The 23,278-nt window shown below is 34.3% G+C and carries 12 protein-coding genes; 9 read left to right on the top strand and 3 right to left on the bottom strand.

Annotated features, from left to right (window positions below):
* The first annotated feature begins 33 nt into the window (after positions 1-33).
* From galB to ACHRVL_RS10935, 7 genes are all read left to right on the top strand, one after another.
* A complete protein-coding gene (gene galB, locus ACHRVL_RS10965; RefSeq protein ID WP_395412671.1) occupies positions 34-2,583 on the top strand; it encodes a beta-galactosidase GalB in 2,550 nt (849 codons plus the stop codon).
* A 23-nt stretch (positions 2,584-2,606) separates the two neighbouring features.
* Entirely contained in the window at positions 2,607-3,944 is a 1,338-nt protein-coding gene (locus ACHRVL_RS10960; RefSeq protein ID WP_395412668.1) for an alpha-L-fucosidase, read from the top strand.
* 14 nt (positions 3,945-3,958) lie between these two features.
* Positions 3,959-6,706, top strand: coding sequence for a glycoside hydrolase family 3 C-terminal domain-containing protein (locus ACHRVL_RS10955; protein WP_395412666.1), 2,748 nt, complete (start codon positions 3,959-3,961; stop codon positions 6,704-6,706).
* 65 nt (positions 6,707-6,771) lie between these two features.
* Complete coding sequence (locus ACHRVL_RS10950) at positions 6,772-7,962, top strand: peptide-N-glycosidase F-related protein (protein WP_395412665.1); 1,191 nt, start codon at positions 6,772-6,774, stop codon at positions 7,960-7,962.
* A 565-nt stretch (positions 7,963-8,527) separates the two neighbouring features.
* The gene (locus ACHRVL_RS10945) at positions 8,528-9,541 is read left to right on the top strand and encodes a LacI family DNA-binding transcriptional regulator (RefSeq protein WP_395412663.1); all 1,014 of its coding nucleotides are present in this window, start codon (positions 8,528-8,530) and stop codon (positions 9,539-9,541) included.
* Between the two features lie 276 nt (positions 9,542-9,817).
* Positions 9,818-13,153 carry a SusC/RagA family TonB-linked outer membrane protein gene (locus tag ACHRVL_RS10940; protein WP_395412661.1) on the top strand — a complete coding sequence of 1,112 codons (3,336 nt, stop codon included), beginning with the start codon at positions 9,818-9,820 and terminating at the stop codon, positions 13,151-13,153.
* Positions 13,154-13,184: 31 nt separating this feature from the next.
* A complete protein-coding gene (locus tag ACHRVL_RS10935; RefSeq protein WP_395412659.1) occupies positions 13,185-14,750 on the top strand; it encodes a SusD/RagB family nutrient-binding outer membrane lipoprotein in 1,566 nt (521 codons plus the stop codon).
* Between the two features lie 396 nt (positions 14,751-15,146).
* On the opposite strand, the gene ACHRVL_RS10930 is transcribed toward ACHRVL_RS10935, so the two are convergent.
* From ACHRVL_RS10930 to ACHRVL_RS10920, 3 genes are all read right to left on the bottom strand, one after another.
* Entirely contained in the window at positions 15,147-16,115 is a 969-nt protein-coding gene (locus ACHRVL_RS10930; RefSeq protein ID WP_395412656.1) for a M20/M25/M40 family metallo-hydrolase, read from the bottom strand.
* Between the two features lie 63 nt (positions 16,116-16,178).
* Complete coding sequence (locus tag ACHRVL_RS10925) at positions 16,179-17,510, bottom strand: alpha-L-fucosidase (RefSeq protein ID WP_395412655.1); 1,332 nt, start codon at positions 17,508-17,510, stop codon at positions 16,179-16,181.
* Between the two features lie 204 nt (positions 17,511-17,714).
* On the bottom strand, positions 17,715-19,388 hold the full coding sequence (locus ACHRVL_RS10920; RefSeq protein ID WP_395412653.1) for a GLPGLI family protein: 1,674 nt from the start codon (positions 19,386-19,388) through the stop codon (positions 17,715-17,717).
* A gap of 434 nt (positions 19,389-19,822) precedes the next feature.
* On the opposite strand from ACHRVL_RS10920, the gene ACHRVL_RS10915 reads away from it, so the two are divergent.
* Together ACHRVL_RS10915 and ACHRVL_RS10910 are read left to right on the top strand one after the other, a co-directional pair.
* Positions 19,823-20,563, top strand: coding sequence for a GntR family transcriptional regulator (locus ACHRVL_RS10915; RefSeq protein WP_395412652.1), 741 nt, complete (start codon positions 19,823-19,825; stop codon positions 20,561-20,563).
* 6 nt (positions 20,564-20,569) lie between these two features.
* On the top strand, positions 20,570-23,236 hold the full coding sequence (locus ACHRVL_RS10910) for an ROK family protein (protein WP_395412650.1): 2,667 nt from the start codon (positions 20,570-20,572) through the stop codon (positions 23,234-23,236).
* Positions 23,237-23,278 lie beyond the last annotated feature (42 nt).

Raw genomic sequence — 23,278 nt, 5'->3', positions numbered from 1 at the left:
TACCAAAAAACAGAATAACTAAATAAACCAAACATGAACAAAAAGATGTTTTCGATAAGCAAAAGCCTAGTAGTAGTGCTTTGTTTAATAATGGGATCGTCTGTGTTTTCGCAGCAAGCAGCCATAAAGAGAATGGGATCAACAGATACACAGTCTTTTGATGATAATTGGCTCTTTTCAAGATACGGATCTCTGGCGGACGGATTAGTAAAAGAAGAACCTAAAAATTTAGAAGCAGTTTCTTTAAACGAATCTAATTGGGAAAAATTAAATCTGCCGCACGATTGGGCTATCAAAGGACCTTTTAGAATCGAATTAAGAGGTGAAACTGGAAAATTACCTTGGAAAGGAATAGGATGGTATCGCAAACATTTTACGGTTCCTGCTTCAGATTCTGGAAAACAAATTTTTGTTGATTTTGATGGCGCTATGGCTAATGCTAAAATTTATTTAAACGGAAATTATGTAGGAACTTGGCCATTTGGTTATAATTCCTTCCGTATGAACTTGACTCCGTTTTTAAAATTTGGTCAAGAGAATGTTTTAGCTGTTCGTTTAGATACTGAAAATTGGGATTCCCGCTGGTATCCAGGTGCCGGAATCTATCGTCATGTTTGGCTGGTAAAAACGAGTCCCGTACACGTTGCCCATTGGGGAACTTTTGTGACAACACCAAATATTACCAAAGAAGCAGCTGATATTAAAGTATTGGTAAACGTAGAAAATGCTTCAAATAAGCCTGTAAAAGCAGTTGTTACAACAGATTTATATGAAATAGATATCAATGACAATCTCAAAGCAAAAGTAGGTTCATTAATTACTTCAACACTTGATATTAAAGCTAACGGAAGTGAAGAAGCAGAAACACATTCGGTTTTGAACAACCCTAAATTATGGGATTTAAAAACACCAAATCGTTATGTAGCACAAACTAAAATAAGCGTTGACGGAAAAGTAGTTGATACATATAATACTCCTTTTGGCATTAGAACGATTGAGTTTACACCAAGAAATGGATTTTTATTAAATGGGAAAAGAGTAGAAATTTTTGGAACCTGCAACCATCATGATTTAGGGGCGCTGGGTGCTGCTATCAATACATCGGCATTAAAAAGACAATTAGTAATGTTGAAGGAAATGGGGTGTAATTCGTTAAGAACTTCTCATAATCCGCCTGCTCCAGAATTGTTAGAATTGGCTGATAAAATGGGATTCTTAGTTTGGGATGAAGCTTTTGATGCTTGGAGAATTGGAAAAAAGAAATTTGATTACAATGTAATTTTCGACGAATGGCATGAAAGAGATTTAATGGCATTGGTTCGCAGAGACAGAAACAATCCTTCGGTATTTATTTGGTCAATTGGAAACGAAGTTCCAGATCAGCAAAACGTAAAATTAACCAAAGAACTGGCTGACATTATGCGTAGAGAAGATCCAACACGTCCAATTTCTAACGGTTATAATGACCCCGATGGCGGTAGAGGTTCAGGAGCCGCTATGGCACTTGATATTATGGGAGTAAATTACTTTTTTGACCAGCAGCCAAAATGGGATGTTGATCCAAGATATGCCAATAAACCAACATTGGGAAGCGAAACCGCTTCAACTGTAAGTTCAAGAGGAGAATACTTTTTCGATGATAAATTCGATAAAAAATCTTGGCAAATTTCATCTTATGATGATGCTTTTCCAGGTTGGGGATGTTCGCCAGATACACAATTTCGCACCAATGCAAAATATCCGCATTTATTAGGAGAATATGTTTGGACAGGTTTTGATTATTTGGGAGAACCAACACCGTATAATTCAGATGAAACAAATTTGTTGAATTTTAGAACAGATCCTTCTAAACAAAAAGAATTAGAAGCAAAATTGGCAGAATTGCAAAAAAGTAATCCGCCGTCAAGAAGCAGTTATTTTGGAATTATCGATTTGGCCGGATTTCCAAAGGATCGTTATTACAGCTACAAATCACATTGGAGACCAGATGTTCCTACAGCGCACATTCTGCCTCATTGGAACTGGAGCGAAAGAGTTGGGAAAGTAGTTCCTGTACATGTTTATACTTCTGGAAACGAAGGTGAATTGTTCTTAAACGGAAAAAGCCTTGGAAGAAAGAAAATGGAAGCTGGAAAAGATTTCCGTTTAACTTGGGATAATGTCGTGTATACACCAGGTGAGCTGAAAGTGGTTTGCTATAAAAACGGCAAAGTATGGGCAACAGATATCGTTAAAACAACAGGAGCAGAAGCAAAATTAAAAATGGCGGCAGATAGAACAGAAGTTCTTGCAGACGATGTTGATTTGGTTTTTGTAACGGTCGATGTGACTGATAATAATGGTTTAGTTGTTCCTCGTTCAAATCCATTAGTGAAATTTTCAATTGAAGGAGCTGGAGAAATTGTAGCTACAGATAATGGTGACGCCACTAGTTTTGTACCGTTTCAAAGTACAGAAAGACCTGCTTTTAATGGTAAAGTGCTAGTAATTGTTAAAGCTAAGAAAGATCAAAAAGGACAATTTACAGTAAAAGCAGAAAGTGCAGGATTACAAGGTGCTTCAACAATAATCAGAATTAAATAATAAACAAACAAAATAAACTTAAAATGATTAAAAAGATAATCTTAACCGCTTTGTTCTTAGGAACATCTATTGCGGGCAGTGCGCAGAACAAAATTGCTGCAAAAGATATTGCTGAAAAAATGAAATGGTTTGAAGATGCTAAGCTTGGAATTTTTATTCATGCCGGAATTTATTCGGTTGCTGATGTTTCTGAATCTTGGAGTTTTCATAATGGGAAAATTTCAGTAGAAAATTATATGAAACAGCAAAAAAGTTACACTTTGAGTAAATATGATCCTGCAGCTTGGGCTGATATGATCAAAGATTCAGGAGCTAAATATGCAGTAATTACAACAAAACACCACGATGGTGTGGCTATGTACGATACTAAATTAGGTAAGTTGAGTTCAGTAAAAACAACTCCTGCCAAAAAAGATATGATTAAACCATTCTTTGAAGAATTACGCAAAAGAGATATTAAATGCGGTGCTTATTTTTCATTAATCGATTGGACACACAACGATTATCCAGGTTTCTTGAAAGATAAAGCACGTTATGATATTAAAAAAGAACCAGCTCGCTGGGAACGTTTTCAAAAGTTCTTTCAAGGACAAATTAAAGAAATTTCAGATTGGTACAACCCAGATTTATGGTGGTTTGACGGTGATTGGGAACATAGTGCTGACGAATGGCAGGCTGAGAAAACGCGTAAAATGATGTTAGATAGAAATCCAAACACAATCATTAACGGACGTTTGCAAGGTTACGGTGATTATGATACTCCAGAGCAAAACTTTCCAGTTGTGCGTCCTGCATTCAAATGGTGGGAATTATGTATGACTATGAATGAAAACTGGGGATACCGTGTGAGCGATAACAATTGGAAAACACCTTACGAAATCATTACGATTTTTGTAGATGCAGTTTCAAATGGAGGAAATTTATTGCTGGACATAGGACCAAAACCTGATGGAACTTATCCAGAAACAGTAGTTTCAACATTGAAAGAGCTTGGAGACTGGAACAGAAGAAATGGTGAAGGTATTTTTGGAACTATTCCGGGAATTCCGTTAGGACATTTTTATGGACCAACTACACTTTCTAAAGACTCAAAAACACTTTACTTATTTGTACATGGAAAAACTTCAGGACAATTGATGTTAAAAGGTCTTGATAACAAAATTCAAGATATTACAGTTTTAGGATCAAATGTAAAATTAACGCACAAAGTAGTAGGGAAAATTTCTTGGAGCGCAGTTCCAGGATTAGTTTATATCGATTTACCAGAGAATACAGCAGACAAATATGTGACTTGTATTAAAGTAACATTAGATGCACCAATTAAATTATACAGAGGTCAAGGCGGTTTCTTGACAAATTAATAAAAGCATAAAAAATGTCATCTTCAACTTTTGAGGATGGCATTTTTTATAAAGAAGACATTCAATCCATTCAGCACAACAGCAGTATTATCATGAACAAAAAAACACTTTTAATAGTTTTATTTCTTGGAGTTCAAACCATTTTTTCGCAGAACACTCCAAAGTATAAAAATCCAAAATTACCCATCGACGAACGCGTTCAGGATTTACTGTCCCGAATGACAGTTGAGGAAAAATTTTGGCAGATGTTTATGATTCCCGGTGATTTGTCTGATGGAGCAGGGAATTATAAAAACGGAATTTTTGGCTTTCAAGTAAGTGCCAAAGGAAGCAGTGATGCAAGTAATCAAATTTTAGATTACAGCGCAGCAAGTAATGCAAAAGAAACAGTAAAACTAATTAATAAAATACAGAAATATTTTGTCGAAAAAACACGTTTAGGAATTCCTATAATTGCTTTTGATGAAGCATTGCACGGATTAGTCAGAGACGGTGCAACAGCTTTTCCGCAATCTATTTCATTGGCGGCGACGTTTGATCCGGGGTTAATGAAAAGGGTTTCAACAGCAATTGCATTAGAATCAAAAAGCCGTGGAATACGTCAAATTTTATCGCCTGTTGTAAATCTTGCTTCAGATGTTCGATGGGGACGAGTAGAGGAAACGTATGGTGAAGATCCTTTTCTTTCTTCAAAAATGGGAGTCGCTTATGTGTCGTCTTTTGAAGAAAGAGGAGTAATCACAACTCCAAAACATTTCCTTGCAAACAGCGGAGACGGCGGTCGTGACAGCTATCCAATTGATTATAATGAACGTTACTTAGAAGAATATCAGTTTCCTCCATTCCGTGCCTGCTTTAATGAAGGCGGCAGTCGAAGTGTTATGACTTCGTACAATACTATAAACGGAAGTCCGTGTACAGCAAACGATTGGCTGTTGAATAAAAAACTGAAAGGAGAAATGAATTTTAAAGGATTCATTATTTCGGATGCAAATGCTGTTGGCGGAGGAAATGTACTGCATTATACGGCAAAAGATTATCCTGAATCGAGTGCAAATGCAATCAATAATGGTCTTGATGTAATTTTTCAAACGGCTTACGATCATTACAAATTATTCCAGCCGCCTTTCTTAGACGGAAGAATAGATATGAAAAATATCGACGAAGCTGTATCGCGAGTTTTGAGATTGAAATTTGAATTGGGATTGTTCGAAAATCCATATGCTGATGAAAGGGAAACTAATAAATGGAACGGAAATCCAGCTCATAAATTATTAGCAAGAGAAGCTGCCGAAAAAGGAATGGTTTTATTGAAAAATGATAACAATATTCTTCCTCTTAAAAAATCTATACAATCAATTGCTTTAATAGGAAACGATATTACCGAAGCACGTTTAGGCGGTTACAGTGGTCCCGGGAACGGAAAAGTAAGTATGCTTGACGGTATAAAAGCAAAGCTGGGTTCATCAGCTGTCATTAATTTAGCAGAAGGCTGTGGAAGAAGAAATAAAGAATATACTGTTGTTCCGTCTGCTAATTTATTCAGCGTTGAAAAAGGAAAAACTGTAAACGGATTATCGGCAGAATATTTCAACAATGTACAATTAAGCGGAACTCCTGCATTGACAAGATTAGACAATGCAATTAGTTTTGATTGGACATTATATTCTCCAGATCAAGAAAAAATAAATTATGATTTTTATTCCGCAAAGTGGACAGGAAAAATCAAATCGCCAGTATCGGGAACTTATAAAATAGGTTTTGAAGGCAATGATGGTTATCGTTTATATCTGAACGGAAAATTAATTATTGACAACTGGAAAAGCCAAACCTATTCGACAAAATTGGTTGATTTCAATTTTGAAAAAGATAAAGAATACGATATTAAAATTGATTTTTTTGAATCGCAGGGTTATGCCAAATTCAAATTAGTTTGGAATATTGGTGTTAATAATGATTGGCAAAAGAAGATTGAAGAAGCTGTTGCAGCGGCTAAAAAATCAGATGTTGCCGTAATTGCTGCAGGAATTGAAGAAGGAGAATTTAATGACAGAGCTTATTTAGGTTTATTAGGACATCAGGAAGAATTAATAAATGCTGTTGCTACTGCAGGAAAACCAGTTGTTGTAGTTTTAGTAGGCGGAAGCGCCATTACAATGGATAAATGGATCAATAATGTGCCTTCTATTCTAGACGTTTGGTATCCTGGTGAAGATGGAGGCCATGCTGTAGCCAATATTTTATTTGGAGATAAAAATCCAGCGGGACGTTTACCAATTACTTTCCCTGTTTTTGAAGGGCAATTACCGTTGGTCTACAATCATAAACCAACAGGACGTTCTGATGATTATACTAATTTGAACGGAGCGCCTTTATTTCCGTTTGGTTACGGATTAAGTTATTCGACTTTTGAATACAGCAATTTGCGATTCGACAAAAAACAAATCGGAAAATCAGAAACTACAAAAGTGTATTGCACCATAAAAAATACGAGTAAAGTTGATGGTGACGAAGTGGTTCAGTTGTATGTAAGAGATCTTTTATCATCAATTGCGCAGCCAATTAAACAAATGAAAGGTTTTCAAAGAATTTCGCTTAAAGCAGGAGAATCAAAAGAGGTTTCGTTTGAGATTAACAAAGAAACATTACAAATGCTAAACGAAGATATGAAATGGGTTGTTGAACCAGGGGATTTTAGAATTATGATTGGAGCTTCGTCAAGAGACATTCGATTAAGAGAAATTATTACGGTTACCAAATAATTTAGAGTTTTAGTTAGGAGGTTTTAAACCTCTGAATAAAAAAATACAAAAGAAATTTATAGAATATGAAAAAAATAATTTTTGCAATACTGTTAAGTACATTACTATTTAGTAATCATGTTACAGGGCAAAAACTTGAAATATTTAATCAGGTAAGAGTACAGCATGATGATAAATGCAAAGACTTTTCGACTGATGCTAATGGAAACGTTTATTATGGCGGCGGGCAATATGTTTTTAAAAAGCTGACTTTTCCAAAGCAAAAAGTAAATACTAAATACGAAATTAATGTAAGTGTTATTTCGGGCGGCGATCGTTACGATAGAGCAGGATCAATTTTTGTTCTTCCAGTTGATAAGAACAATTCTTTAGAAGAAGTGGTGAAAGGAAAAAAGTTTGCTTCGAATGAATATACTAAAATTAAAATGATAGCTCCAGAAGGTAACTTTGCGCCAACAGTAGAATTAATGCGTTTTATGACCACTTTTGGTATTGGCTTTTTTAGCAATGATTCATTACAGCGCAAACCCGTTTACATTCCGTATTGGGAAAAAGAGGTGAGATGGAAAGAAGATATTTCGCAGTTTTCAACGTTGCTTCAAGGTGAAGTTTGGGTTGGAGTTCATATAGGAAATTATACTAAAGGAGGACATATTGTAAATGCATCTATTAATCTTACTCCAAGTGAGTTGAGCTGTGATTTGCCAAAGAATAAAATCGTTGTTCCAATTTTGAATACAGAACCCTTTGGACCAAATCAAGGTAACGATGAATTGTTTGCTTACAAAGATTTTCAAGCAGAATTTAATCTGCCAAAAGGAGCTAAGAATCCAAAACTATATTACATAACAACTGGTCATGGGGGTCATGGTGAAGGAGATGAATTTGTTAAGAAACAGAATATTGTAAAAATAGACGGAAAAAAAGTAATTGATTTTATTCCGTGGCGAGATGACTGCGCCAGTTTCCGACGATTCAATCCAGGAACGGGAGTTTGGTTGAAGAAAAGAAAAGCACCTTATATTCAGGATGATAAAGGAACTTATGCAGTAAAAGAAATTGAAGAACCAATTGCAAGCAGTGATTTAAGTCGTTCAAATTGGTGTCCGGGAAGTAACGTTCCGCCTATGATTGTTCCATTAGAATTAAATGAAGGAAAACATACAGCTATTTTTAGTATTCCAGAAGCTCAAAAAAATGCTAACGGAACTTCAAATCATTGGATGGTAAGTGCTTATGTTGTTTATGAGCTTTAATGTAAAGGATGTAAAGAGACTTTTTTGAGTTCAAAAGAAACAGTTTACACTAAAAAACGGAGTGCTTTATTAGAAAAGCATCGGTTTATAAAAACAAATGCAAATAAAAGCTTACAATTTTTTAAGTTAAAAAAAGTAAGAGGGTAAATTTTTAAAATGAAGAGGTGATTATTTGATGAAGTTAATAAAATAATGAAAAATAAAAACTTTATAAAAAGTTACATTTATTACAAAATTGTTATTTGTTAAAGAGAATTAAGCTTAACATATATTTATGTTAAATAATTTACAATAACGCTGTTTTTTTTCTTCATTTTTTTAAAGTTTTAGTTTTTCTGAAATTTCGATGCTTTTTAAGGGTTTGTGAGAAAAATAATATTCATTTAATTACTTGTGTTTGTTTTATTTGAGGTGAATTATGAGTAAAATTAGGCTATGTTTTTTTTAAATGTTAAAAAAGTCATTTTGCTGCAAAAAAAAATACTAAAACGTTTTTGTAAATCGTTTTATTAAAATATATTTGTTTTAATAAATTAACTAAGGTTTAAGATAAACTTAACGTTTTATGAAAAAAAAGATCACTATCAAAGATATCGCTAAGGCGGCAAATGTATCGGTAACTACGGTTTCATTTGTTCTTAATGATAAAGGTGAGAAGATGGGGATAAGTAAGGAAGTGATCAAAAAAGTTTTTAAGGTTAGTGAAGAAATGAAATTTAAACTCAATATGATTGCCAGTAGTTTAAGAACTGGTAAAACAAGATCGATTGGGCTTATTGTAGAAGATATTTCAAATCAGTTTTTTTCTGATTTAGCAAGAGTAATAGAGAGAGAAGCAATAGACTTAAATTATAGAGTTTTTTATTGCAGTACAGGCGGGAATGATGAACGTGCGGTTGAGTTGGTTAATAGTTTACTTCAGGCAAATGTCGACGGTTTTATTATAACGCCAACCGAGAATATGAAATCGACTATAGATAGATTGTTAGAATTACAATGTCCGGTTGTTTTGGTCGATCGTTATTTTGAAGAACAGGATGTGAGCCATGTAGTACTTGATAATTTTGAAGGAGCAGAAACGGCGACACACTATTTATTAAAAAAAGGATTTCGAAAAATTGCATTTGTAACCAACTCTTCGCAGTTGATTCAGATGAATTTGAGAAAGCAAGGATATACAAAAGCATTAAAAGAAGTGGGTTTATATGATGAATCTAAAATTTTAGACTTAGAGTATCATATTAGTGAAGAAGAACGAATTGAAAAGATCTCTGAATTTTTGGATAAAACAAGTGATATAGATGCTGTTTTGTTTGGAGCAAATTATTTGCTTCTTGCTGGATTACAGTCTTTAAGCAAACTTGGGTTAAGAATTCCTGTAGATAAAGCAGTTATTAGTTTTGATGATCATGACAGTTTTAGACTTCATTCGCCATCCATAACTGTATTATCACAGCCAATTGAAGAGATGGGGAAAAAAACAATCAAATTGTTGATGAAGCAAATGAGTGACGGCAGCAGTTATAAGGTTGTAAAAGAAAAGAAAAAAGGAAGTTTGACAATAAGGGAATCGGTTTAAAAATTGCACCCTTTTTTTTAAAGAATATCACTAAAACGATATAGTTGAATTAGTAAGCAACTCAAGAGAACTAAACAAATTATTAAATAAAAACAAAGACGCTTATGATGTAAAAGAAATAGAAAAATGTTATTCAGGAAACTTAAATTATTACTAAATGCTGAAAGGGTAAATTAAGTAATATAGAATTAAAGGTTTTAGTATTTACTATTTTTTTAAAATTCAGAACCTTTTAATTTAAACAAAAATTAAAACCAAACCAAACTAATATTAATTATGAGAAAACTGTTATACAAATCACTGTTAGTTTTTCTAATGGTATTGTGCTACGAAGGAGTTAGTGCACAAAACAAAACAATCTCCGGTGTAATTACAGACAACGCAAATCTTCCTATTCCTTCAGTTATTGTAAAGGAAAAAGGAACGAAACAAGAAACGCTTACTGATGAGAATGGAGCATTCAAGATTTCAGTTAAAGAAGGTGCCACAATCATCATAAGTTCGATTGGGTTTAAAACAACAGAATTAAAAGCTGTTGATGGAATGGAAGTTAAGCTGGCAAGTGCAACAAATGAACTTGAAGGAGTTACAGTTACCGCTTTAGGACAAACTAAAAAGAATAAAGCAATTGGTTATGCGACAAGTATAATTAAAGCTGATGCGATCACAAAAACAGCATCTCCAACAATTGCTAACTCTTTGTACGGTAAAGCACCGGGTGTTCGTATTACATCTACACCAGGAGGAGCTGGAGCAATCAATATCCAGATTCGTGGTATCAACTCTATTACAGGTAGAAATCAGCCGCTTATCATTTTAGATGGTGTGCCTATTCGTGATGGTGAGGTAAACAATAGTGATTACTGGAATGAGCAACGTGTAAAAAACAATGGTTTAGCAGATATTAACCCTGAAGATATTGAGAACATCTCTATTCTTAAAGGAGCATCTGCAGCTGCTTTATACGGTTCTGAAGCTGTAAATGGAGTTGTATTGATTACTTCTAAATCAGGTAAGGGAAAAAAAGGGTTAGGTGTAGATTTTAGTACGAGTTATTCAGGTAATGAAATTGCATACTTACCTAGATTTCAATACGCAAGAGGTCCAGGATGGTCAAATGCAAATTTTTCTACAGGATTCTTAGCTCCAAATGGTTTTACACAGTATGATACAAATGGAGACGGTACACCTGACACTAGAGGAGTTTCTAATAGTAGTTATAATTATGGTCCTTGGTTTGACGGACAACCAGTTATGACTTGGGATGGAGTAGTGCGTCCTTATTCACCTCAAAAAGATGGATACAAAAATATGTTTCAAAATGCTTGGGATGCGACTACAAACATTGCACTTACAAACAATACTGAAAACAGCAGCACTCGTTTCTCTTACACACATATTGAATCAGAAGGTTTAAGTATGGGGAACAACAACAAGAAAAACAACTTTAACTTAAACGCATCTTTCAAAACAGGTAAATTAAAAACAGATGTAATTGTAAGTTATTTGAATCAAAACATTACAAACCGTGCTTACGGTATGGATCGTTTGGTTAATAATTTCACTGGTATGATTAGCCCGTTTTCTAATGGAGATTGGTATAAAGCAAGATACAAAACGAGCTTAGGATATAAATATGTTACAGGTAAAGACACTCAAAGTTTAACTCCGGGTGAGAATATTTATCGTAATGGATTTAGAAACGATATTGCTGATTATTTTTGGAATACAAATGCTAAAAGACAATCGGAAATTACAAACCGTTTAATTGCAAGTGTTACTGAAACGCTTTCAATTACAAATGAGTTAACATTACGCGGCCGTCTTTCGACTGATTTGACTTCAGTAAATACAGAGAATAAAAACCCTGTGGAAATACCTTTAGTTTATAAATTTGGTGGAGAAGGAGATGTTTCAGGATCTTTTTTAATGGATGCTCAAGATTATAATATTCTTTATGGAGATGTATTATTGACATACAATAAAAAAATTAATGAAGATTTTGGTGTAAATGCTGTTCTTGGTTTTCAAGGGACACAAGAAACAGGAAGAACATTATCTCGTTATACAAATGGAGGTTTAAGTGTTGAAGGATGGTATGATATGAACTCATCTATAGGAACACCTCTTAGTAAAAGTACAAGATACGAGACAGTAAAAGATGCGATTTTTGGAACTTTAAGCGGTAGCTTTAGAAACTATTTATTTATTGAAGGAACGATCAGAAGAGACCGTACTTCTACAATGAATCCAGATAATAATGCTTTTACTTATCCTTCTGTAAACTCAAGTTTTATATTGTCAGATGCGGTTGCATTACCAGAATTTATCAGTTATGCAAAAATGAGAGCTTCTTGGGGTATAGTAGGTAACTACCCAGATCGTTACAGAGCTAACGTTGCATTTGTTCAAAACACTTTAGGAACTCAAGGTACAGCAAATCCTGTTTTGATTACAAATTCTCAAGATATTTATGGAAATGAAGGAATTAAACCTGAAATGAAAAATGAGTACGAGCTTGGTTTTGAAACAAAGTTCTTTGATAGAAGATTAGGATTAGATTTTTCTTACTACAATGCAAAAATTAAAGATCAAATTCTTGATATGACTTTAGCGCCAACTACTGGAGCTAGCAAAATATTAGCAAACGTTGGAGAGTTAAACAACAAAGGATTCGAAATTGCCTTAACAGGTTCTCCTTTCAGAACTCAAGATTTTTCTTGGGATGTAACTCTAAACTGGGCTAAAAACATCAACAAGATTGTAAAATTAGCTAACGGTGCAAGTGAATTATTACATGCTGATTATGATGGATCTGCTGCTCAATTAAAATCTGTAGTAGGTGACCCAATGGGAGGTATTTATGCTCACCCTGTTAAAACCGATGCTAATGGAAATAAAATGGTTGACTCTGATGGTTTTTATATGCTTGATGGCGACAAATGGGAAAAATACGGATCAGCAATGGCTAAAGGTGTTGGAGGTTTGTTAAACACATTCACGTATAAAAATTTCACATTAGATGTAAATATTGATTATTCTTACGGAGGTTCTTTGATGCCAACAGGTATCAGCTGGATGACAGCTTTAGGTTTAACGGAGGAATCATTGAATGCTAGTACAAACGAGCGTGGTGGTTTAACGTATTACATGGACAATGGTAAGGGAGTTCAGGTTCCAAACACTGCAACTGCAGGTCCAGCTGGTCAACCAGTATTCCGTGATGGTATGTTAATGGATGGTGTTAATGTAGATGGTACTCCAAATACAAATGTGGTTTCTCAAGCGGGTTATTATGTTACTACTTATAACTGGGGAGGACCACAATACAGCAGCTCACGTTATGAATTATACGTTAAAAAGAATGATTATGTGAAATTAAGAGAGTTATCTCTTGGATTCAATGTTCCAGCTTCATACGCTAGTAAAATTGGTGCTACTAAATTAAGTCTTTCTTTATTTGGACGTAACTTGTTCTACATCTACAGAACCATTAAAGATATGGATGCTGAAGCAACTACTTCTGGATCTAGATGGGATAAAAACGTAAACAATGCTGGTGTAAGCCCTTCTACAAGAAGTTATGGAGTAATGTTAAGAGCATCTTTCTAATTGCGTAAATTATAATTAAAAAACAGACAACATGAGAAAATTATTATATATATCATTAACGACAGCGGCGATCTTTTTGGGCTCTTGTTCAGACAGTGATTTTGAAAATGCGTATAAAGATCCATCTACTGTAACGGCAACAAATGTACCTAAGCAGTTTGCGGGGTTTATGAAAATTAACTTTGAGGATGTTATCCCATCGTATTGGAATTACTTTACGGTGATTAGAACAACTTCTTTGAATTATACTCAAGCTCACGGTATTGTTAATGCAGCAGGACGTTTTGTTCCTGGAGCAGCAGTAACGAACAGATGGGATAGATATTACAAATTCATTACGCAGTACAGAGAGTTGGAAAAAGTAATGGCTTCTTTAACTCCAGCAGAGCAGGCAGAAAATAGAATTTATACAGTTACTTCTACAATTTACTTGTACGATCATACCTCAAAAATGATTGATAATTTTGGAGATATTCCTTTCTCTGAAGCAGGTAAAATTAGTACGACTGGTGGTAATTATGATGCTGCGGCAGCTAAGTACGACAATCAAACGGAGCTTTACATCAAAATGTTAGATGAGTTGAAAGCTTTTTCTACTGAATTGAATACAATTACTTTGTCTCCTAAGGTGGTAGTAGAATTCAAAAACCAAGACTTGATTAACAAAGGAAACTTGGTAATGTGGCAAAACTACTGTAATTCTTTGCGATTGAAATTGTTAAACAGAGTTTCTGCGGTTCCAGCTTTTGCAGCTAGAGCAAATTCAGAAATAGCTGCAATCATCGCGGAAGCGAAAATTGTGGATGAAAACTCAGAGAATATCGCATTTAGAGTTTATACTCAAGATACAGATTTAGATACTTCAGGTTTCTTTGATGCTTTAGAATCAGGAAATAACAATCTTGCACCAAAACCAATGATTGATCATATGAATGCTAACAGCGATCCACGTGAACCTTGGTTGTTTGAAATAGGGGCAAGTGCAACAAGTTATGTAGGACTTGATCCATTGTTGGCAGCAGGAGCTCAAGATCAGTTAATTGCTGATACTAAAATAGCGATTTATAATAGATCTGTAATTAGTAGAAACAAGTGGCTTCCTGGAACATTGATTAATGCTGCTGAAGTAAACTTACTTCTTGCAGAGTATTATTCAAGAAGCGGTAATAGTGGTGCTGCAAAAACGTATTTCGAAAAAGCGATTAGACAATCGATTGAGTATTATGTAAGATTAGGAGATAAAGCTGATGTTTTAACTTGGAAACCAGCAGCAGAGCCTACAACAGCTGAAATTGATGCTTATATTGCAAAAATTAACTTTGCAGGAGCAACAACAGCAGCAGATCAATTGAAGTTAATTGCTTTCCAAAAGTACATTCACTACAACATCATGCAGGCTGACGAAACTTGGGCTGAACAAAGAAGATTAAAACTTCCAGCACTTAGTTTCATGGAAGATGAAACAAGTACAATCAGAAAGACACCTCCAACTCGTTGGACATATCCAAACTCTGAGCGTGTTTACAATACAACAAATTACAATACTGTTAAAGACAAAGATAATTTAAGTACCAAAATTTTCTGGGACGTAAAATAATTTCATTTTTAATGTTTGGTTAGTAATTGGTAAACCCCAGATTCAGGATATTTCTTGATTCTGGGGTTTTTAATTTAGAGCTTAATCTTTTCTATAAAAAGAATTTTTGTTCGGGGTATACAATTATACCACAAAAAAAATCGGCGGACTAGCAGTTAATTTGACTGTAGTCCGCCGATTTTTGTTTTTAAATGATTTCCTTTAGTTTTTCTTATTATATAATAAAGAGGAGGTCAGGTGTAAAAGTTAAGGATTAGTCAAAAGTTTAACTGCAAAGTACACAAAGAAAAAAACGCAAGGTTCATAAAGTAATAGTGAAACCTTGTGAACCTTGCGTAAATTTTAGCGCTCTTAGCGGTTAAAAAAATAGGCCGTCAAAGAGAATTTAAAAGCATTTTAATTCTGCTTAATAAAAGTTAAAGGCTGTTCGTAATTGGCAATCGAAACAAGCGCATTATAAATGTATTTTGAGACTAATGCACCACCTTCACTGTTGATCAATGCAGTATCATCTTCTGGTGTGTGATATTGGGGATGACCGCCTGTATGCAAACCTATAGCTGAAATATCATTTTTGTAGAATGTAACATGATCAGAACCACCCACATCGCCGGCAAAAACAACTGGATTTAGTCCGCTGCCTTCGCCTAGTTTTTTCATCAATTCAACACCATCAGGAAAAGTTCCTGCACCGCCCATATAAAGTTCTTTTTTGTCGTTTAATCTTCCAACCATATCCATGTTAATCATTACTTTAACAGCATTTTTAGCGACAGGTAAGTGATTTACAAAGTATTTTGAGCCCAATAAACCTTCTTCTTCAGCGCTGAAAGAAATAAAAATAATACTTCTTTTAGGAGCAGTTTTACTATGATGAAATTCTTCTAGTATCGATAAAAGTGCTGAAACACCGGAAGCATTATCATCGGCTCCATTGTGAATGGCCAGCGTGTCTTTTTTCTTGCTTCCAGAACCTTTTCCACCCCATCCCCAGTGGTCATAATGCGCACCAATAACGATATACTCGTTTTTCAAATTTTCATCTGAACCTTCAAGATATCCAACAACATTTTGTGTGGATACACTGTCTGATTTTATTTTATTAATATCAGGTCTCATGAATATTTTGAAAGGCTGATAATAGCTGTTATTGAATTTTTTTAATCCAAATTTTTTGAAATATTTTTTAATGTAAGCCGCAGCTTCGTTGTTGCCTTTTGTTCCTGCAAGACGACCTTCCAGTTTATCTGAAGCCAAATAAGTGTCGTGCTTAAGAAATTTCTCAGCAGAAAATGTAGATTGTGCAGTTCCTTTTTCAGCCGCTATAAAAGCAACTGCAGAAAAGAGAATAACTTTTTTTAACATGATTGTACTAATTAATTTTAAAAATATTGGAAATAAGCTTGTTAAATCTTTTGAGCCTATAAATTATTGTATCTGCATTTCGATTATGGTGTCTATTGCATCGAATTTAACTCCATTTAAATACACAAATGTTCCTTCAGGTTGTTGTTTGAATTTTAGTTCTTTTTTACCGTCCATCAAATAACACTTTTTAATTTTTTGCTTCATTTCAGGAATAAAAATATAATCAGTCTGATTAGGAGCTTTGATAATGTGTGCAAACCAAGTTTTATCTTTAGCAGTAAACACACCCCAATCCTGCGGCTTCATTACATTGCCTCTCGTTCCGTAAATTGTATTTCCGTTTTTACCCATCCAAACTCCAATTTCTTTTAACGTTTCAACAAATTCCGGCTGAATAGTTCCGTCAGCCATTGGACCAACATTCAAAAGGAAATTAGCATTCAAACTAGCTGCATTGATTAAGTAATGAATTAAATCTTTAGTCGACTTGTATTTACGGTCATTGATATTAAATCCCCAAGAATTGTTCATGGTTTCGCAAGTTTCCAAAGGCAGTTGAGAAACAGATTGTCCGCCAAATCCAGTAGAATTTCCTCCAGGTAAGTCTTTCTCAAAAGCTTGAAAATCTTCGCCCTGAATAGGTGTAAGATGATGATTGTTTGAAATTAAACAATTAGGTTGTAAAGTATGAATCAGTTTATAAATATCGTCGTAATGCCAGTTTACTTTTGACTGTAATGTTTTATCCGTATCATTATCCAATTGGTCCCAATGACCGTCAAACCAAATACCGCCAATTTCTCCGTAATTAGTCAGTAATTCTGTTAATTGACCTTTCATAAAGAGAATATAGCTTTCCCAATCGCTTTTTTGAGTTCTGCCAGTTCCTTTTCCTGTTTTTCCAGTTTCATATTGATAGTCAGATCTAGTCCAGTCTAAAAGCGAATAATAACAAAATAATTTGATTCCTTCTTTATGGCACTCATCAGCCAGTTCTTTTAGTAAATCTCTTTTAAAATGCGTATTTGTAATTTTCCAATCCGATAATTTCGTGTCAAAATTGCTAAAACCATCATGGTGACGTGTAGTAAAAGTGATGTATTTCATTCCAGCACTTTTCGCAATACTTACCCATTTTTTTGCATCAAAATCCTGTGGATTAAAAACATTAATCAATCTTCCGTATTCCGTTACTTTGATATTTTGATTATTCATAATCCATTCGCCGTTGCCCAAAACGCTGTATGGGCCAAAGTGAATAAACATACCAAATTTATCATCCTGAAATTCTTTTCTGTTTTTCAGGTTTCCTTCGGTTGGAGTGTAGTTTTGAGCCATTATTGCCGTCAAGCTCATTGAGAAAAACAGCAGACAAAGTGTGATTTTTTTCATGTTTTTTGAAGTTAGGTGGTTTGATAGTAAGGTTTTAATAGTGAAAATTAAATAAGGATTTAAAATAATGACAATTTAAAAGAGAGTGTATCCAATAAAAGTCATAATTCTAAATCCTTATTTAATTTTAGTTTTTTTGAAGCTTAAATATATAAAGACTTCTCTTTAAGCAATAAGTCGATATTATCTAAGTTTAACTATCAATTACCTTTCTCCAACCAAAAATCCCGAGACATTCCAAGCGCTGCTGCTAGTTCCTTCTGGTTTTCCCATTGGAATAGAAACGCGAATAGTATGTTTTCCAGGTGTAAGATTTCCTAGATCAATTAAATTTGGATTCGTTGTTGTTCCTGGACACCAGTTTGAACGGCTTAAATCTGATGACGATAAACCATTTCCAAAATTGCCCGAAGCAGGATTACTCAATCTATACGAACCGCAATCTGTACGCCAAGGTGTAAATGCAAACACTTCTTTGCCATCGATAAATATTGAATTCTTTTTTTGCAAAAATTCGTCACCATTTTCCCAGCCTCCATGACCAGTTGTAGTATAGCTCAACTTGAAGTTTTTGTATCCTTGCGGTACTTCAAAAGTCATTTCCAGACCTTTTTCGTTATCAAACATCGTAGCATAATCTTGCCCTGCCATTTCCATTACATTAAGGGTATTGAATAAAGGCAAAATAAAATCGCCTTTTTCATTATTGTCCTCACCCTCATGGATAGAAATATTCAAACTAGCTTTGTGTCCGCCCGCATCATAATTACCAATAAACATTCCGATATAAACTTCCTGATTGCTCAATTTTGGCTGTAATAATGAAATGTCCTGACGATAGAAAACACTGTCTTGCCAAACCTTATTTTTAAGCTGTAAATAGTTGAAATGTTTTACACCAAAAGGCGTAAAAAACCGCATTAATTCTAACAGTGGAGCATAATCATCTGTTGCTGCGACACCTTGATATTTTTTGCCGTTTCCGTTTTCGTATACAGGAAGTGTTTTCGCACCATTTTTTAATCCATCAAGAAAAGAACTTTTTTTATCCATTGGAATCATAAAAACAGAGCCTGTTCTGTCGTAAGCATCACCATTAGATTGCTGCGTTACATCAACAAAAATGGCACTTCCGTTTTTTATTTCAGGAAATTTTACTTTTCGAACAATTATAGTACCGCTTGCAAATCGAAGAATGCTGTCATTTGATTTTGAATCTGACGAAAAGTTAATTTGCTCTTTTTCGAAAACTGAAATATTAGTGAAGCGACTTTTCCATAATAAATCTTTATAAGTCAGTTGGTCAACAGATGGTACAGCAGGTACTTTTAAAATAGCAGGAACCGTTTTTAGAATCTCGATTTTTGAAGCCGAAACAATAGAATTGCCGTTACGATTAGCTTCTAGAACTAAACCTAAATCTTGTCCAAGAACACTTGGTCCGCCTTTTAAACCCAATTCGTTGGTATACCAAATCTCTATTTTATTTGAGTTTACAGATGTAATAGCTTTTTTGCAGGTATAATTCAGAATTTTTTTAGTTTCATTACTAAATTCAAACTTTTGTTTTCCCAGAGCCTCGCTATCCTGACCAAGAATTGATTTATTTGTCTTAAGCTGTGCCCATTGTAGAATAGTTTTGGTGTTAAAATCAACAAAAGTCTGTTCAAAAGGTAAATCCGCTTTTTGCTGTGTGATTTTATCAGATGTTATTAAACTTAAGTCTTTAGAAGTAAACAAAAGCAAAGGATCTTGGTTTTCGCTGATTTTTCCGTTGTAGCTTCTTTGGTAAGTAATTTTTATTGCTTTGGCCGTTTTTTGAGCAAAAGAGATAGAGATTGAACAAAAGAAAAAGAGTGCAAATAGTGTTTTTTTCATGTTATGATTTGTTTGGTTTATTTGTACTTCTGGTTTAATCCTGAAGAAACTGAATTGGTTGGTTTGAAAATCAAATATATGGCAATTAGCTAAATCGATTTAATAAAATTACAAATCTAAAATGAAATCAGAATTAAAAATGCAGTTTCATGGTGTTTTGAAAATTAAAAAATAGAGGAGTACAATTGAAACTTATACCGTTTTTCGCAAAAGCTAAGATAGAAAATTTTAAGATCTAATAGGAACATAGTAACTTTTTTTAGCAAAAAAAGGCACTGTTTTAGATTCATAACTTGATAATCAATGAATTTACTGTATCGTTTTAGTAAGAAAAGGTTTTTACTAAAAATGTTTAGTAATCAATTAATTAGATTTTTTTTAAAATAATTTTGTTCGTAATAAAAAACGAGTACATTTGTCATATGTATGAACATATGAACAAAATACCGTTATTAGATCACGACAGCAAAATTCCATTGCACAAACAAGTGGAGGAGTTATTGCGCGAATTGATCAAACATCCCGATTTTAAAGATGGAGAATTGTTTCCAAAAGAAGTGGATTTAGCTAAACGCTGGGGGATTTCTCGTAATACGCTTCGTCAGGCGATTGCTATTCTGGTAAACGAAAAACTATTAGTGCGTAAAAAAGGTTCTGGTACAAGAGTTTCTCAAAATCGAATCACAACCAATCTGAACAACTGGATGAGTTTTACTCACGAGATGGAGGATATGGGATTAGAGTTTAAGAATCTTTCTTTGAATGTAGAAATGGTTAAAGCCAGTGCTAAAGTTGCCAAGTACCTGCAGATTAATGAAGGTGATGAAGTTTTGCTTTTGCAGCGTACAAGAAGTATTGATGACAGCCCTATGGTATATTTCGAATCTTATTTTCATCCAAGAATCGGGCTTTCAATCGATGAGAATTTTGAGATGCCGTTATACGAGATATTGGGTAATAAATACAATGTCGTTCCTGTGTATTCGCAAGAAGAATTAAAAGCTATTGCGGCAAGTAAACGTATTGCAGGATTATTAAAAATCGAGAAGAATCAGCCTGTTCTAGAAAGAAAAAGAGCTGTTCTTGATACCGCTAGAAAACCAATCGAATACAACATTTGTTACTATAGAAATGACTGGTTTACCTATACAATCGAAATCAAACGTACGATTTAAAACAGAATGAAAAAGATAGGAATTGATGTTGGCGGAAGTCATGTTACGGTAAGTATTATTGATAAGAACATAGTTAATGTACTGCCGCAGACTTTAATTAGAAAAGAAATCAATTCAAAAGAAAATGCAGCCAGTATTATTTCTGTGCTTTCTAATTCTATTGAAGAAGTTCTGAGTCAGTCAAATACTATTGATACGATTGGAATTGCTTTTCCTGGGCCTTTTAATTATGATAAAGGAGTGAGTGAAGTTTTGGGGGTTGGCGGAAAATTCGAAACAACCTTTGGAATTCACATGCAGCAGGCATTACAAAATAGTACAGGTTTGAAAAATGTTCCTTTTGTTTTTGCAAACGATGCCGATTGTTTTGCAGAAGGTGCTTATTTCCTTCATAAATTAAACAGTGCGAGAACTGTTTTCGTGACTTTAGGAACCGGATTTGGTTCTGCTATAATGTTAGACGGCGAACTAATTAAAAAACATCCTGACATTCCAAAAGGCGGTGCTTTTTATAATCAGCCTTTTTTAGAACAAAAAGCTGATGATTATTTCTCAGTCCGCTGGCTTTTGGCAGAATATAAACGACTTACTGGAGAAAGTATTAAGTCAGTAAAAGCAATTGCAAATTTGAACACTGAAGTTTCAAAAACCGTTTTCACCAATTTTGGTCGAAACATGGGAACATTTCTTTTTCCTTGGTTTGAAAAATTTAGATGCGAAGAACTGGTAATAGGCGGCAATATTTCGAAAGCCAAAGCATTATTTATGCCCGCTTTAGAAGAAACTTTAAAAGAATTAAAAATAAAAGTAAATATTATTTTCTGCGATGACGCCGAGCTGAGTATTCTTAGAGGAGCGACAATTATTGCAGATAAGAAAAATAAAATACAAATGGAAAAATCTATTCAGTTTAAAAGAAAAACCACACAACCGTTATTGCCTGTACAAGCCGTTATAAAAGAAAATGGAGAATACAATGTTTTTCCTTCTTTTTCTGCTAACTCAGAAGTTTTTGTGGGATTTGAGGCTTTAGCAAATCAAATAGCGGGACAAAAGGTTGTTGTTATTGATGGATTTGGCGGCGTTCTTTGGGAAAATTTCAAACATCATTTGAATTCGGCTTTGATCGAAAAAAAGAAAAATGTGCTTTGGTACGATATTGATTCCTGCTTAAAATCAAGCGAAGAAATCAATAAAATGATTGAGCCAAACCTTAATGGAGATGACCCTGTTTTTGGAAAAAAATATCTAGGAGAACTTTCTGATTTCTTCGAAGCCGAAAAACTAAATAAACTAAAACCTGACACAAGTGCTGATATCTGCATAGTGTATGGAACAGGAGCTTCATTATCAAATTGGGAAGGACTGCTTCTTTATGTTGATGTTCCAAAAAATGAAATTCAATATCGAATGAGAGCCGGTGCTGCAAAAAATATCGGTACTAATGAAACTCTAGTATATTCTCAGATTTATAAAAGAATGTATTTTATAGAATGGCCGGTTTTAAATATTCATAAAGAGCGCTTATTGTCAAAAATGGATGTGATTATTGATGAGCAGCGTATTGATGAAATTACCTGGATGAAAGGAAGTGATTTTAGAAATGCATTGAATCTAATGTTGGAAAGTCCGCTTCGTGCACGTCCTTGGTTTGAAGCTGGAGTTTGGGGCGGCGATTGGATGAAAAAGAATATTACTGATTTAAATCAAGACGAAGTAAATTATGCATGGTCTTTTGAATTAATTAGTCCAGAAAACGGAATTGTGTTTGAGGGAAACAATCATTTACTAGAAGTTTCTTTTGACTTTCTACTATTTCATGATAATAAGAAAGTGTTAGGAAAAGCGGCTGATCGTTTTGGAAATTATTTCCCAATTCGATTTGATTATCTAGACACTTTCGATGGAGGAAACCTTTCTGTACAATGTCATCCGCGTCCAGAATACATTAAGGAGAATTTTGGAGAAGCATTTACGCAGGACGAAACCTATTATATTTTAGATTGCGAAGAAGATGCCGAAGTGTATTTGGGATTCCAAGAGGATATTAATCCAGACGAATTTAAAGAAGCATTAATAGAATCTCAGGAAAAAGCTGAAGAAATTGATATTGTAAAATATGTGCAAAAATTTAAAGCGAAAAAACACGAGTTATACTTAATTCCTAACGGGACCATTCATGCTTCGGGCAAGAATAATATGGTTCTGGAAATTAGCAGTACACCTTATATTTTTACTTTTAAAATGTACGATTGGGTTCGTCCCGGTTTAGACGGAAAACCGCGTCCGATCAATGTAGAACACGGATTTAAAAACGTCTATTTTGATCGAAAAGGAGAAAGAGTAGAAAAGGAGTTTATTTCGAAACCAATTGTAAACAAAGAATTTTCGAATGGCAGAAAAGTAAATCTGCCTACTCATGAAGAACATTTTTATGCCGTTGACCGCTATGAATTTACAGGCGAGATTGAAATTGAAACCTTAGGACAATGCCATATTTGTATGTTGGTCGAAGGTGAAATTGCTGAAGTAACTGCAGGTCAAAACGCGCAAAAATTCAAATACGCCGAAACTTTTGTTATTCCGGCAAACGTTCCAAAATATAAAATCAATCACATAGGCAGTAAAAAAGCCTTTGTAGTGGTTTCGTATGTAAAAGATAACTGGTGTTAAAACTCAAGGGAAGCTAACTAAATGAACCACCATTTAGCCTTT

Origin of the sequence: Flavobacterium sp. FlaQc-28 (assembly GCF_044007415.1) — a bacterium.
Lineage (GTDB): Bacteria > Bacteroidota > Bacteroidia > Flavobacteriales > Flavobacteriaceae > Flavobacterium.
Note: the sequence above shows the minus strand (reverse complement) of the source record. Positions and strands in the feature narration are given on the sequence as shown.